The 13,743-nt window shown below is 68.7% G+C and carries 13 protein-coding genes and 2 pseudogenes; 8 read left to right on the top strand and 7 right to left on the bottom strand.

The window, feature by feature from the left end; translation table 11 throughout:
- Both gcvT and A5652_RS16970 read left to right on the top strand, forming a co-directional pair.
- Nucleotides 1-975, top strand: a 975-nt coding sequence (gcvT, locus tag A5652_RS16975) for a glycine cleavage system aminomethyltransferase GcvT (RefSeq protein ID WP_067353730.1), incomplete at its 5' end; no start/stop codon positions are given.
- A 55-nt stretch (nt 976-1,030) separates the two neighbouring features.
- The gene (locus tag A5652_RS16970) at nt 1,031-2,140 is read left to right on the top strand and encodes a branched-chain amino acid aminotransferase (RefSeq protein ID WP_067353727.1); all 1,110 of its coding nucleotides are present in this window, start codon (nt 1,031-1,033) and stop codon (nt 2,138-2,140) included.
- Between the two features lie 64 nt (nt 2,141-2,204).
- Here the strand turns inward: A5652_RS16970 and A5652_RS16965 are convergent, their stop codons facing one another.
- Genes A5652_RS16965 through A5652_RS16950 form a run of 4 tightly spaced genes read right to left on the bottom strand, consistent with a single transcriptional unit; the run spans nt 2,205 to nt 5,289 of the window.
- A complete protein-coding gene (locus A5652_RS16965) occupies nt 2,205-2,969 on the bottom strand; it encodes an adenosylcobinamide-GDP ribazoletransferase (RefSeq protein ID WP_067353724.1) in 765 nt (254 codons plus the stop codon).
- Complete coding sequence (gene cobT / locus A5652_RS16960) at nt 2,966-4,039, bottom strand: nicotinate-nucleotide--dimethylbenzimidazole phosphoribosyltransferase (RefSeq protein WP_156745390.1); 1,074 nt, start codon at nt 4,037-4,039, stop codon at nt 2,966-2,968. Before cobT ends, A5652_RS16965 begins: the two co-directional genes overlap by 4 nt.
- Entirely contained in the window at nt 4,036-4,572 is a 537-nt protein-coding gene (locus A5652_RS16955) for a bifunctional adenosylcobinamide kinase/adenosylcobinamide-phosphate guanylyltransferase (protein ID WP_067353717.1), read from the bottom strand. Before A5652_RS16955 ends, cobT begins: the two co-directional genes overlap by 4 nt.
- A 27-nt stretch (nt 4,573-4,599) precedes the next feature.
- Nucleotides 4,600-5,289, bottom strand: coding sequence for a DUF3043 domain-containing protein (locus tag A5652_RS16950; RefSeq protein WP_067353713.1), 690 nt, complete (start codon nt 5,287-5,289; stop codon nt 4,600-4,602).
- 187 nt (nt 5,290-5,476) lie between these two features.
- On the opposite strand from A5652_RS16950, the gene A5652_RS16945 reads away from it, so the two are divergent.
- Both A5652_RS16945 and A5652_RS16940 read left to right on the top strand, forming a co-directional pair.
- Nucleotides 5,477-6,553: a glycerate kinase gene (locus tag A5652_RS16945; protein WP_067353737.1), complete on the top strand. Its 1,077-nt coding sequence runs from the start codon at nt 5,477-5,479 to the stop codon at nt 6,551-6,553.
- 96 nt (nt 6,554-6,649) lie between these two features.
- The gene (locus tag A5652_RS16940) at nt 6,650-7,009 is read left to right on the top strand and encodes an iron-sulfur cluster assembly accessory protein (RefSeq protein WP_067125889.1); all 360 of its coding nucleotides are present in this window, start codon (nt 6,650-6,652) and stop codon (nt 7,007-7,009) included.
- A gap of 56 nt (nt 7,010-7,065) precedes the next feature.
- Here the strand turns inward: A5652_RS16940 and A5652_RS16935 are convergent, their stop codons facing one another.
- On the bottom strand, nt 7,066-7,746 hold the full coding sequence (locus A5652_RS16935) for a hypothetical protein (RefSeq protein ID WP_067353710.1): 681 nt from the start codon (nt 7,744-7,746) through the stop codon (nt 7,066-7,068).
- A gap of 184 nt (nt 7,747-7,930) precedes the next feature.
- On the opposite strand from A5652_RS16935, the gene A5652_RS16930 reads away from it, so the two are divergent.
- Nucleotides 7,931-8,902 (top strand): carbohydrate kinase family protein, encoded by a 972-nt coding sequence (locus A5652_RS16930; protein WP_067353707.1) that lies wholly within the window; start codon nt 7,931-7,933, stop codon nt 8,900-8,902.
- Nucleotides 8,903-9,013: 111 nt separating this feature from the next.
- Here the strand turns inward: A5652_RS16930 and asnB are convergent, their stop codons facing one another.
- Nucleotides 9,014-10,972, bottom strand: coding sequence for an asparagine synthase (glutamine-hydrolyzing) (asnB, locus tag A5652_RS16925; protein ID WP_067353704.1), 1,959 nt, complete (start codon nt 10,970-10,972; stop codon nt 9,014-9,016).
- A gap of 156 nt (nt 10,973-11,128) precedes the next feature.
- Here asnB and A5652_RS16920 point away from each other — a divergent pair, with 156 nt between their 5' ends.
- The 3 genes and pseudogenes from A5652_RS16920 to A5652_RS16910 all read left to right on the top strand — a co-directional run.
- Nucleotides 11,129-12,229 carry a cytochrome c oxidase subunit II gene (locus tag A5652_RS16920; protein ID WP_156745389.1) on the top strand — a complete coding sequence of 367 codons (1,101 nt, stop codon included), beginning with the start codon at nt 11,129-11,131 and terminating at the stop codon, nt 12,227-12,229.
- Between the two features lie 13 nt (nt 12,230-12,242).
- Nucleotides 12,243-12,662 (top strand): cytochrome c oxidase subunit 4, encoded by a 420-nt coding sequence (locus A5652_RS16915; RefSeq protein WP_067353700.1) that lies wholly within the window; start codon nt 12,243-12,245, stop codon nt 12,660-12,662.
- A gap of 188 nt (nt 12,663-12,850) precedes the next feature.
- Nucleotides 12,851-13,315: pseudogene (locus A5652_RS16910) on the top strand (hypothetical protein); the annotation flags it as partial.
- Nucleotides 13,316-13,343: 28 nt separating this feature from the next.
- On the opposite strand, the pseudogene A5652_RS16905 reads toward A5652_RS16910, so the two are convergent.
- Nucleotides 13,344-13,743: pseudogene (locus tag A5652_RS16905) on the bottom strand (MmpS family transport accessory protein); the annotation flags it as partial.

The following is a 13,743-nucleotide window of genomic DNA, read 5'->3' as shown; positions in this document are numbered from 1 at the left end:
GCGACCCGCGCGGCGGTCGGCCTCTTCGATGTCAGCCACCTGGGCAAGGCGTTGGTCCGCGGCCCGGGCGCGGCGGCGTTCGTCAACTCCGCGCTCACCAACGACTTGAATCGCATCGGGCCGGGGAAGGCGCAATACACGCTGTGCTGCACCGAATCCGGCGGCGTCGTCGACGACCTGATCGCCTACTACGTCGACGACGACGAAATCTTCCTGGTGCCCAACGCCGCCAACACCGCCGCCGTCGTCGACGCACTGCAGGCCGCCGCGCCGAGCGGGCTGACCATCACCAATCAACACCGCGCATATGCCGTGCTGGCCGTGCAGGGACCGCGATCGGCTGACGTGCTCGGCGAATTGGGCCTGGCCGCCGACATGGATTACATGGCGTACGCGGACACGTCTTTCTCCGGCGTACCGGTGCGGGTGTGCCGCACCGGCTACACCGGCGAACACGGCTACGAGCTGCTGCCGCCGTGGGACTCCGCGGGTGTGGTGTTCGACGCCCTGGCCGCGGCGGTCCGCGCGGCCGGCGGCGAGCCTGCCGGCCTGGGCGCGCGCGACACCCTGCGCACCGAGATGGGTTATCCGCTGCACGGCCACGAGCTGGCACTCGACATTTCCCCGCTGCAGGCCCGCTGCGGCTGGGCGATCGGCTGGAAGAAGGAAGCGTTCTTCGGCCGGGACGCCCTGCTGGCCGAGAAGGAGGCGGGTCCGGCGCGGCTGCTGCGCGGGCTGCGGATGGTGGGCCGTGGCGTGCTGCGTGCCGGGCTGACGGTGCTCGCCGGCGACACCCCGGTGGGAGTCACTACCTCGGGCACGTTTTCCCCCACGCTGCAGGCCGGGATCGCGCTGGCGCTCATCGACACCGATGCCGGAATCGAGGACGGTCAGGAGGTCACCGTCGACGTCCGCGGCCGTCGCGCCGCATGCGAAGTCGTGCGCCCGCCGTTCGTGGCGGTGAAAACCCGTTAGCCGTGCGGCTCGCGCGGGCGAAATCCGATTCGTTAGGCGGATATACAATCAGCCAATGACCAGTGGCTCCCTCGAGTTCACGGTTTCGCGCTCGGCAACTCCGGCAACCGATACCGAACGCGAAACCATCCTGGCCGAGCCCGGTTTCGGCAAGTACTTCACCGATCACATGGTGTCGATCGACTACGACGAGACCGTCGGGGGCTGGCACGACGCGCGCGTCATCCCCTACGGCCCCATCGAACTGGACCCGTCGGCGATCGTGCTGCACTATGCGCAGGAGATCTTCGAGGGACTCAAGGCGTACCGCTGGGCCGACGGCTCAATCGTGTCCTTTCGCGCCGAGGCCAACGCCGCCCGGCTGCGGTCCTCGGCGCGCCGGCTCGCGATCCCGGAGCTGCCCGAAGAGCTGTTCATGGAATCGCTGCGCCAGCTCGTCGCGGTCGACAACGCGTGGGTCCCGGCCGCCGGCGGCGAGGAGGCGTTGTACCTGCGCCCCTTCGTCATCGCCACCGAGCCCGGATTGGGGGTGCGTCCGTCCAAGCGCTACCGCTACCTGCTGATCGCCTCGCCGGCCGGCGCCTACTTCAAGAGTGGCATCAGCCCGGTCACCGTATGGGTGTCGACGGAGTACGTGCGGGCCAGTCCCGGCGGTACCGGCGCGGCCAAGTTCGGCGGCAACTACGCGGCCTCCCTGTCGGCTCAGGCCGAGGCCGCGGCCAACGATTGCGACCAAGTGGTGTGGCTGGACGCCGTCGAACGGCGCTTCGTCGAAGAGATGGGCGGGATGAACATCTTCTTCGTGTTCGGCAGCGGCGGGTCGGCGCGGCTGGTCACCCCGGAGCTGTCCGGCTCGCTGCTGCCCGGCATCACCCGAAACTCGTTGCTGCAATTGGCCATTGACGCCGGGTTCGCCATCGAGGAACGCAGGATCGATATCGACGAATGGCAGAAGAAGGCCGCCGCGGGGGAGATCACCGAGGTGTTCGCCTGCGGCACGGCCGCGGTCATCACCCCCGTCTCGCAAGTCAAGTACGGCGACACCGAGTTCACCGTCGCCGACGGCCAACCGGGCGAGGTGACGATGGCGCTGCGCGACACCCTGACCGGTATTCAGCGCGGCACCTTCGCCGACACCCACGGCTGGATGGCAAAACTGGGCTGACGCGCTCGGTCGCCGGCTGGCCGGGCGCTCGGGGATTAGCGCCCCGCCAGCCGGGCGCTCGGGGTCAAAAGTGCACCAGACCCGCGAGCAGCACCGCGGCCACCGTCACGGTCAGTTCGATCGCGGCGCCCAGCACGTCACCGGTGATGCCGCCGAATCGGCGAACGCAGTGCCGCACCAGCATCGCGCCGCAGCCCAGGCTCACGAGCACCGCCACCGGTCCCTGCCACGGCCGCGGCCCGGCCACCAGCGAAACGGCCAGCAGCACCGCGACCCAGGCCGCCACCACCTCGGTCGGCTGGCTCCCGGCGACCCGGGCGCCCAGGGCGCTGCCGTCGGCCGCCGGCACCGACCGGTGGCCGGCCAGCACCGCCGTAACCCGGCCCGCGAAAACCGCCACGGCCACCGCGGTCAGTCCGGGGAGGACCCGGCCCGTGGCCCCCAGCACCGAAAACGCCAGCGCCTGGACCATGATCACCATGACAACGGCCGCGACGCCGAAGGGCCCGGTCGATCCTTCGCGCATCACCGCCAGCGCGCGCTCCGGCGGCCCGTAACAGCCCAGGCCGTCGGCGGTATCGGCGACACCGTCGAGATGCAGGCCGCGGGTCACCAACAGCAGCACCGCGACCGCGAGCACACCGGGCAGTGGGCTGGACCGGCCGAACGTCAACGTCCCACCCCAGGTCACCGCCGCGGCCAACACCCCCAGGGCCGCGCCCACCGCCGGCAGCGCGGTCATGGCGCCGCGGCCCATCGGCGCGTCGCCACCGCCCGGGACGGGCAGCACCGTCCCAAACGCGAAAGCCGTTGCCAAAGAACGGATCACGACGGGGGAGCGGCCTGATTGATACCGTCGGTCCGGTTGGACACACCGGCTTGGGTGAAGGTCGCCATCGTCGAAAGCGCGGCCACCGCGGCGCGCAGCACCGGCAGCGCGAGCACAGCGCCGGTGCCCTCGCCCAGGCGCATCCGCAGGTCGAGAATCGGCTCCAAATCCAGCGCCGTCAGCGCGAGTGTGTGAGCGGGCTCGGTGGACCGGTGACCGGCCTGCCACCACAACCGGGCGCCCGGCGCCAGGTGCTCGGCGACCAGAGCGGCCGCCGTCACCGCCAGGCCGTCGAGCAGCAGCGGCGTGCGCCGGACCGCGGCCTGCGCGCAAAAGCCGGCCATCGCGGCCAGGTCGGCGCCGCCGGCACGGCGCAGCAGCGCGACCGGGTCCGGCAACACCTGCCGCGCCCGAAACAGGGCATCACGCACCGCGGCCGTCTTGCGGGCCCATCCGGCGTCATCGATCCCGGTGCCGAACCCAACCGCGACGACCGGCTCGGCGTTGGTCAACGCCGCCACCAATACCGTTGCGGCCGTAGTATTTCCGATCCCCATGTCGCCGGCGATCAGCAGGTCGGCCCCGGCATCGACCTCCTCGTCCGCGATGGCGGCACCGGCCTCGAGCGCCCGCGCGGTCTCGTCGTCGCTCAACGCGTCCTCGACCCGGATGTCACCGCTGGCGCGCCGCACCTTGTGGGCGCCGATCCGTTCGGTCAGCGGGTCCGCGTCGACCGCCACGTCCGCGACCCGCACCGTCGCGCCGGCGATGTCGGACAGGGCGTTGATCGCGGCCCCGCCGGCGTCGAAGTTGGCGACCATCTGCGCGGTCACCTCGGGTGGATATGCCGACACCCCCGACCGGGCGACAGCGTGGTCACCGGCGAACACCACCACCCGGGCGCGCTCGAATTGTCTAGGCGGGCATTGGTCTTGGCACGCAGCGACCCACACCGACAGGTCCTCGAGGCGGCCCAGCGCACCGTGGGGCTTGGTCAGGGTGTCCTGGCGGGCACGGGCGGCGGCGGCGGCCCCCGCATCGGGCGGCGAGACGGCGGCGAATTCCATCAGGCCCCCGGCCGTTTGATCGGTACCGGCTGCCCGGCCACCACCAGCACCACGCGGTCGCACAGCCGTGCGAGGCGCTGGTTGAGGCTGCCCAGTTCGTCGGCGAACCGGCGTCCGGAGGTGGTGGCGGGCACGATCGTCAACCCGACCTCCGGGCTGACCAGCACCAGTGGGGAAGCGAAGTCGCCTACCGCGGCTACCAAGTCATCGACGGGGACCGCCACCGAGCCGCCATCCCAGGCGTTGGTGCGGTCCAGCGCGCCGGTCAGCCAGGTGCCCAGATCGTCGACCAGCGTGGGGGTTTCCGGCGATTGACGCAATTGCGTTGCGACGTTGTCGGTTTCGATGGTCGACCAGCGCGCGGGCCGGCGGCCGCGATGCTGGGCGATCCGGTGCGCCCAGGCCGCATCGTCGTGGGCAGTCGGCCCGGGCGCCAGGTAGTGAACCGCCTGTCCGGCCGGCAACCCGTCGGCGATGGCTTCCTCCGCCCACTGCGATTTGCCCGACCTGATCCCGCCGAGCACCAGGGTGCGCACCGGTGTCAGCCGGCCTTCCGGCGAGCTCTAATCGACACTGCTGCCGTGCTTGACCTGGGGCCGCGGCGCCCGCATCCGGCGCATCTGAGACGCCCGTCCTGCGGCGTAAAGGCCTAGCTTCCAACGGCTTTCGGTGTTGCTCGGGAATTTCACGTCGACCAGCCTGCTGACCTTGCGGCCCAGAATCAGGCCGTCGACGCTCATCACGGCCATCAGCGCCAGCATTGCCGGCGACATCCACAGCTGCAGCTGCGGCACGCCGAACATGACGAACATCAAGAACAGGGTCGACGGCATGAACAGGCCCAGCAGATTGCGCCGGGAGTCCACCACGTCGCGAACGTAGCGGCGGATGGGTCCCTGGTCGCGCGGTAACAGGTAGCCCTCTTCGCCGGCCATCATCTTTTCCCGGCGCTCCGACATGCGGGCACGGCCGGCGGCCTTGTCCACCCGGCGCTCCTCGCGGCTGAGCTTGGGACCGGCCAGCGATTTGCGCCGGGCCCGTGCCTCGGAGGCAGTCATGGGCGCGGGCGCGATCGGGCCCTTCCTGGTGTTGCGGCGGGCCTCGTTGCGCTTGGGCGTGGGCCGCCCCTTGGGACCCGTGCGCTGCGCATCGCGGCCGGCGCCCGAGGCGCCTGCAACGCCGGAGGCGGCCGGCGCGGCGGCGCTCTCGTCGAGGTCGGTGTCCTGGCCCTTCTTGCGGCCCAACAGCTTCACAGTGGCCAGGTTACTTCGCGGAAGACCCGCGCCGGAATTCGCCTGGAATGCCTTTCTATTAGACCTGCTTAGTGCCTCGCTTGGCCCTACTCTTACACGAGATGAACGGCTGCTTCTGATGGACAACGGGTCAATGGACTCTGACGAGGGTCCCGGCCTGGCCCCCGGCCGTCTTCAACTGCCCGCCATGCAAGTTCTGGTGGCCCCGGATTGCTACGGCGACACCATGTCGGCCCTCGAAGCCTCCGCCGCGATCGCGACCGGCTGGACGCGGTCGCGGCCCGGCGACCGGTTCATCGTCGCCCCGCAATCCGACGGCGGCCCCGGCTTCGTCGAGGTGCTGGCCAGCCGGCTGGGGGAGACGCGGCGCCTGCGGGTGTCCGGACCGCTGAAAGCCTCGGTCGACGCCGATTGGGTGTTCGATCGCGGCTCGGCCACCGCCTACCTGGAGTGCGCGCAAGCGTGCGGTTTGGCTCTGATCGGCCGAGCACCCAGCCCGGAGACCGCCATGGCGGCGCACAGCAAAGGCGTCGGCCAGCTGATCGCCGAGGCGTTGCGGGTCGGAGCGAGCCGCATCGTGGTGGGCTTGGGCGGCAGCGCCTGCACCGACGGCGGGCAGGGGATGATCTCCGAACTCGGCGGGCTGGACTCCGCCCGGCGGAAACTGACCGACGTGGAGCTGATCGCTGCCTCGGACACCGAATACCCCCTGCTGGGACCGTGGGGGGCGGCCCGGGTGTTCGGATCGCAGAAGGGCGCCGACACGGCCACCGTCGCCGCACTGGAAGTTCGCCTGCAGGCGTGGGCGCTGATCCTGGAGGCGGTGGCCGGACGAGACGTGAGCGCCGAGCCGGGCGCCGCGGCCGCCGGCGGCATCGGCGCCGGGCTGCTGGCGCTCGGCGGGCGCTGCGAGTCCGGGGCGGCCATCATCGCCGAGCACACCCGGTTGTCCGACGACCTGGACACCGCTGAGATGATCGTCACCGGTGAGGGCCGGTTCGACGAGCAGTCCCTGCACGGGAAGGTGGTCGGGTTTCTCGCCGACGCGGCCCGGCCGCGGGGAATTCCGGTGGTCGTGCTTGCCGGCCAGGTCGACCTGGACAACGCGACCGTGCGTTCGGCGGGCATCATGGCCGCGTTATCCATCGCGGAGCACGCCGGATCGGTGCGACTTGCACAGGCCGACGCGGCCAACCAGCTCATGGGGCTGGCATCCGTAGTTGCGGCGCGACTCGGGAATACCGGTCCTGCAAGGTACCGTTGATGGAGTGGACTTTCGGGCGGTCCGGATCGCCCGGCGCGAGCTGGCGATTTCGGGCTTGATCGACCCCACCCAACGATGAGGCATGTAGGAGAAGCAATGACGGTGCAAAACGAGTCGAACGCCACGACGACCCACGGCGTGATCCTGACCGAGGCCGCCGCCACCAAGGCAAAGTCCCTGCTGGACCAGGAGGGACGCGACGACCTCGCGCTGCGCATCGCGGTGCAGCCGGGCGGGTGCGCCGGCCTGCGCTACAACCTCTTCTTCGACGACCGTGCGCTGGACGGCGACCTGACCGTCGAGTTCGGCGGCGTGAAGCTGACGGTGGACCGGATGAGCGCGCCCTACGTCGAAGGCGCGTCCATCGACTTCGTGGACACCATCGAGAAGCAGGGCTTCACCATCGACAACCCCAACGCCACGGGATCGTGCGCGTGCGGCGACTCGTTCAACTGATCGGTTAATCCCGCAAATTCGTCAGCCGGACCGCGCGGTCCGGCTGACGGTTCTGTCTAGTACGAGCCGCCCGTGCGCAACACGTACGAGCAGACCATGATCTGGCCGCGCTGGAACAGCAGCTGCGCTATGCCTTGCACCTGCCCGTGCATCGGGCCGCCGCTCACCGGCGACACCCGCATGGTGAACAACGCCTGGGCCTGGTACTGCGACAGGTACACGATCTTGTCGATCGAGGTCAGCTCGACCTCGGAGAACTGCTTGCGGAATGCGTCGCTGCTGAGCTTGGCCAGGGCCTGGTCGGATCGTTTGTCCTGGACGCCGTCGTAAAGGCCGCACAGCGCGTTGCGGGCGATCTCGTCGATGTCGCGGTGCTCGAGCGCGTCCAGATAGCCCTGGATGGCCGACTTGGCCGCTCCCTCGGAGAACGTGGCGCCGGTGTTGGCGCCGTTGGTGCGGACCCCGTACACGATGGCCACGGTCAGCACGGCGAAGAGCGCGATGGCCAGCACGATGCCGACGATCAGCCTCCGCTTGGATCGCGGGTACGGGACGGGCGCGGGAGGCTGCCCGGCATAATTGGCGGGAGCAGGTCCTGCCTGCGGAGCTGAGGCGAAGCCCGGGGTGCTGGGGTCATCGGGAAACTCGAGTGGCTGGGACTGGCTTGAGGGCTCATGTCCGCTCGGTCCGCCATTGCCGCCGCCGACGGTGTGGTTCGGCGAGTGCGGACCTGCCATCGTGGTTCTCCTACGGTGGTAGACGGGACTGCAATCGGGTTGCGGCCCGAGCAATGTGATCCCGGCGACTTGAGTGAGTTCCCTAGGGAGGCTAGCGCACTGCCCCGCGCCGAGGAGTGCACACAGCGACGGTCGAGACGCGTGAGTAAGCTAGATAACCTTACTAACGAAGGATGGAGTTTTCGTGACGATCGCGGTGACAGGTTCGATTGCAACCGACAATCTGATGCGGTTCCCCGGCCGGTTTTCCGAGCACCTGCTGGCCGACCATCTGCAGAAGGTGTCCCTGAGTTTTCTGGTTGACGACCTGGTGATTCACCGCGGGGGCGTGGCGGGCAACATCGCCTTCGCCATCGGCGTGCTGGGCGGCGACGTGGCGCTGGTGGGTGCGGCCGGCGACGACTTCGGTGAGTACCGCGAGTGGCTGCAGTCGCACGGCGTCAACTGCGACCACGTGCTGATCTCGCAGACCGCGAAAACCGCGCGGTTCGTCTGCACCACCGACCTGGACATGGCCCAAATCGCATCCTTCTATCCCGGTGCCATGTCCGAGGCCCGCAACATCAAGCTCGCCGACGTCGCGTCCGCGGGCAAGCCCGACCTGGTGATCGTGGGGGCCAACGACCCGGACGCGATGGTGGTGCACACCGAGGAGTGCCGCAAGCTCGGCCTGCCGTTCGCCGCCGACCCGTCCCAGCAGCTGCCGCGCCTGTCCGGCGAGGAGATCGACAAGCTCGTCGATGGGGCGGCCTACCTGTTCACCAACGACTACGAGTGGGAACTGCTGCTCTCCAAGACCGGCTGGTCCGAGGCCGACGTGCAGAAGAAGGTCGACCTGCGGGTGACCACGCTGGGCGCCAAGGGCGTCGACATCGTCGAGCGCGACGGAACCACCACCCACGTCGGCGTGGTGCCCGAGACCAGCCAGACCGACCCCACCGGCGTCGGCGATGCGTTCCGGGCAGGGTTCCTGACGGGCCGCACCGCCGGGCTCAACCTCGAGCGGTCGGCTCAGCTGGGCTCGTTGGTCGCCGTCCTGGTGCTGGAGTCCACCGGAACCCAGGAGTGGACGTGGGACCTCGCGGTCGCCAAGGCCCGGCTGGCCGACGCCTACGGCGACGAGGCTGCCGCCGAGATCGCCGCGGTCCTCGCGTAGAGCGACGCTTCGCCCGGCCGCGCCGGCTGTGTACCCACGGCGTCGAGTGTGAGCTGACGGTGGCGACACGCCGAAATCCTGCGCCGAGGCTTCATACTCGAAGACCGCACGCTAGAGCTGCACGGGATAGTGCGGCTCGCTGATCTGCGGCACCACGGTGTGCTCGACGAAGATCGCGTGCCAGAGCATGAAGATCAGCAGTGTCCACAGCCGACGGCTGTGATCGCTGACGCCGCTGCGATGTTCGTCGAGCATCCGGCGCACGGCGGCCAGGTCGATCAGGCGATCGGCCTGCGACGAGTCCACCATCGCGTAGGCCCACTCCAGCAACTCGCCGGCGCGCAGCCAGTGCCGGATCGGCACCGGGAACCCGAGCTTGGGCCGGTGCAGCACGTGCGCCGGAACGATCGGCTCCAGCGCGCGCCGCAGCGCGTACTTCGTCGTCGCGCGGGTGATCTTGGCCTCGACCGGCAACCGCGAGGCGACGGCGAACACCTCGGGATCCAGGAACGGCACCCGAAGCTCCAGCGAGTTGGCCATGGTCATCTTGTCGGCCTTGACCAAGATGTCGCCGCGCAGCCAGGTGAACAGGTCGATGTGCTGCATGCGGGCCACCGGATCCCAGCCCGCCGATTCGGCATACAGCGACGCGGTGACATCGGTATGGGTCCATTCCTCGCGGAAGTTGGGCAGCACGTCACGCAGCTGCGCGTCGGAGAAGCTGCGGGCATTGCCGTAGTAGCGCTCCTCGAGCGTCAGCGAGCCGCGGTGCAGCAGGCTTTTGCCCCGCATTCCCTCCGGCAGGGGCTTGGACACCTTGCCGATCGACCGCCGCAACGGCCGCGGCAGATAGTTGAAGGGCTTGAGCGACAGCGGCTCCCGGTAGATCGTGTAGCCGCCGAACAGCTCGTCGGCGCCTTCCCCGGACAGCACCACCTTGACGTGCTTGCGGGCCTCACGGGCGACGAAGAACAGCGGCACCAGCGCGGGATCGGCCACCGGCTCGTCGAGGTACCAGACAATCTCGGGCAGGGCGGCGACGAACTCGTCGGGTTTGACCACCTTGGCGATGTGGCGGGCGCCGATCGCCTCGGCCGACGCCACCGCGACGTCGATCTCGGAAAAGCCCTCTCTCTCGAAACCGGTGGTGAACGTGATCAGCCTGGGGTTGTGCCGGATGGCCAGCGCCGCGATGGCGGTGGAGTCGATCCCGCCGGACAGAAACGCCCCGACGGTGACGTCGGCGCGCATGTGCTTGGCCACCGAGTCCTCGAGCACCGCGGTGATCTCGTCGTACCGGGCCCGTTCGGTGTCGCGGGTCATCGGCACCGCGGCAAAGCGCGGCGTGAAATACCGGGTGACCTCCGGTTGCAGCCGGTCGGGGCGGACCCGCGCGTAGCAGCCCGATTCCAGCCGCCGCACACCCCGGTGCAGCGTCTCGGGCTCGGGCACGTACTGCAGGACCGTGTAGTGCTGTACCGCCCGCTCGTCGATCCCGGTATCGAATCCGATCAGCTCGGCCAGGTCCAGCAGGCACTTCTTCTCGCTGGCCACCGCGGTGCCGCCGGAACCGGTCGCCATGAACAGTGGCTTGATGCCGAAAGGGTCTCGGGCGCAGAATAATTCACGCGTCTCGGTGTCCCACAGCGCGAACGCGAACATGCCGCGCAGCCGGGTCAGGACGTCGGTGCCCCAGTAGTGGTAGCCGGCGACGATGGCCTCACCGTCGCCGTCGGTGGCGAAGGCGGCGTCGTGCCGGGCGGCCAGTTCGTCGCGCAGCTCGAGGTAGTTGTAGATCTCGCCGTTGAACACCAGCACGTAGCGGTCGGGCGCCTCGGGCGGCCCCCAGCGCAACGGCTGATGCGAATGCGCGATGTCGATGATCGACAGCCGGTTGAAGCCGAAAACGGCGGAGCCGTCGGTGTCCGGATCCACCCAGGTGCCGGGCTCGTCGGGCCCGCGGTGACGCATCGAATGCGACGCGCGCGCGACGGCATCGTCGGCTCGGGCAGCGGCCGCTTCATCATCCGCGCCCTCAGGCGCGGCAACGAACGCCAGCAGACCACACACGGCGCCCCAGTATGCCGCACTTTCCGGGCGTGCGCGGACGTCGCACCCGGCACGTCGTGAATGGCCGGGCACGCTGGCGGGCCGGGGTTTCGTCGCCGGGCTCAGGTGCGTGGTCTACGCTGCGTAGTATTCGATATCCGAGCAGGAGGCGCTAACGTGACCCCTCGCGAGCAGGACCGTTCGCAACGTTTGTCGCAGGGCAGCTTTCGGCGCCGTTCCGGGGGTACGGGGAAGGGTCTTTCCCGTCGTCTTCGGCCCTTCGCGCTGGCACTGACGCTGGGCGTGCTGGCGTTGTTCCTGAGCGGATGCAGCGGCTGGGCGGACGCGCTGGCCCTGGGCTGGCCCCGGGGTATCACCCCGGAGGCGCACCTGAACCGCGAACTGTGGATCGGCGCGGTGATCGCCTCGCTCGTGGTCGGCGGCATCGTGTTCGGGCTGATCTTCTGGGCGTCGGCCTTCCACCGTAAAAAGGTGACCGACACCGAGCTACCCCGCCAGTTCGGCTACAACATGCCCCTGGAGCTGGCGCTCACCGTGACGCCGTTCCTCATCATCTCGGTGCTGTTCTATTTCACCGTGGTGGTGCAGGAGAAGATGCTTCACCTGGCCAAGGACCCCGAGGTAGTGATCGATGTCACGGCCTTCCAGTGGAACTGGAAGTTCGGCTATCAGCGCGTCGCATTCAAAGACGGCACGCTGACCTACGACGGCACGGACCCCGAGCGCAAGAAGGCCATGCTGTCCAAGCCGGAGGGCAAGGACGCGCACGGTGAGGAGCGCGTCGGTGCCGTCCGCGGGTTCAACACATCGGACCGCCAGTACCTGAACTTCGACAAGGTCGAGACGCTGGGATCCAGCGATGAGATCCCGGTGCTGGTGCTGCCAACGGGCAAGCGCATCGAATTCGATCTGGCGTCCGCGGACGTGGTTCACACGTTCTGGGTGCCGGAGTTCCTGTTCAAGCGCGACGTGATCCCGAACGCGGACGCGAACAACTCGGTGCATGTCTTCCAGACGCAGGAGATCCAGACGCCGGGTGCGTTCGTGGGCCACTGCGCCGAGTTCTGTGGCACGTATCACTCGATGATGAACTTCGAGGTTCGGGTGGTGACGCCCAACGACTTCAAGGCCTACCTGCAGCAGCGCATGGGCGGAAAGAGCAACGCCGAGGCATTGCAGGCGATCGGGCAGGCCCCGCTCGCGGTGACCACCCATCCGTTCGACACCAAGCGCGGTCAATTGGCCGGAAGTCAGTAGGTTAGGACACCAAATGCATATCGAAGCCAGGCTATTCGAATTCATTGCCGGGTTCTTCATTGTGGTTGCTGTGCTCTACGGGGCCCTGACCGCGGTCTTCGCCACCGGCGGGGTGGAGTGGGCGGGCACCACCGCGCTGGTGCTGACCGGTGGCCTGGCGTTGATCACGGCGACCTTCTTCCGCTTTGTGGCGCGCCGGCTGGACACCCGGCCGGAGGACTACGAGGGCGCTGAGATCAGCGATGGGGCAGGCGAATTGGGCTTCTTCAGCCCGCACAGCTGGTGGCCGATTCTCGTCGCGCTGTCGGGCTCGGTGGTCGCGGTCGGCATCGCGCTGTGGTTGCCGTGGCTGATGGTCGCCGGGATCATGTTCGTCCTGACGTCGGTGGCCGGGCTGGTCTTCGAGTATTACCTCGGTCCCGAGAAGCACTGATTCGCGGCATAAAGGTCACAATCAGATCACGTGATTGTTGGGCCCTTCGCCACGACGGCTTTGCCCCTTCGGGGTTCGGTAGTGTTTTGCCCAGGCAAAGGAGGAGCGTCCCAGCGCGCCCGCAACGATGTGAATCGCGGAGTCTTGCGCGCAGGTGAGGCAGTCGAACAGGGTAGGCAAAGGCAGAGATGAGCGGGTCGAGACCCCCGGGATGGGATCCTGACGGGCCCGACCCTGCCGACCCGATCAGCCACGAACCGGACTCCGGTGGACCGCTGGGCGACAATCCGCAATCTCGCGCAGGCAGCGATGCCGAGGACGAGCCGGATCCGGTTGCGGACAGCGCCGAACACGCCGAGACGAATCACACCGACGAGACGGATGTGTACTCGCGCGCCTACTCGGCTCCGGAGTCCGAGCATTTCACCACCGGCCCCTACGTGCCGGCCGATCTGCGGCTGTACGACTACGACGACTTCGACGAGGCCTCGCGCGCGGACGACGAGCGGAGTACCGCGCGCTGGCCTTGGGTGGTGGGAATCGCCGCCATCGGGGCCGCTATCGCTCTCGTCGTGTCGGTGTCGCTGCTCTTCGCGCGCACCGATACCACCAAGCTCGCCAACCCGGGCACCACCACCGCACCGTCCACGCCGCGCCGATAAGCCGAATATCTGCTGACCATCAGCAGCTCGTCTGCGGCGAGTCGTTGCTGTTGGACGAGAGCACCGTTCCATCGCTTGTCGTGATCGAGCAATTGAGCCTGCTGACCCGGAACAGGCTGGACGCCTCGACCGAGCCAACGTCGGATTGCGAGATCGGGGTGACCGTCATCGACCAGGGGATGTACACGTTGTGCTGCGTGCGCCGCCGGCCGGACGCGTCGACGTAGGTCACCGAAATGATGTCTCCAGGGGCTTTGGTGCCGGTCACCGAGTAGGTGACCTGACGCGGGCCCGCCGGCGTGGTCGGCGGCGGTGGCGCGGCCGCCGGAGACGTCACCGACGAGGCCGCCGTCGCGGGGGCCGAGTGGTCGGGCGAGGCGGTGGACCGAATCTGGTTGCGCGGCACCGTGATACTGGCC

The sequence above is a fragment of the Mycobacterium sp. 1165178.9 genome (assembly GCF_001673555.1).
GTDB lineage: Bacteria > Actinomycetota > Actinomycetes > Mycobacteriales > Mycobacteriaceae > Mycobacterium.
This window is presented reverse-complemented; position numbering and strand designations above follow the sequence as displayed.

Coding starts and splice junctions, on each gene's coding strand:
- A5652_RS16970 (WP_067353727.1), top strand. CDS start 1,031: ATGACCAGTGGCTCCCTCGAGTTCACGGTTTCGCGCTCGGCAACTCCG.
- A5652_RS16945 (WP_067353737.1), top strand. CDS start 5,477: ATGCAAGTTCTGGTGGCCCCGGATTGCTACGGCGACACCATGTCGGCC.
- A5652_RS16935 (WP_067353710.1), bottom strand. CDS start 7,746: ATGGCAGGTCCGCACTCGCCGAACCACACCGTCGGCGGCGGCAATGGC.
- A5652_RS16915 (WP_067353700.1), top strand. CDS start 12,243: ATGCATATCGAAGCCAGGCTATTCGAATTCATTGCCGGGTTCTTCATT.
- A5652_RS16940 (WP_067125889.1), top strand. CDS start 6,650: ATGACGGTGCAAAACGAGTCGAACGCCACGACGACCCACGGCGTGATC.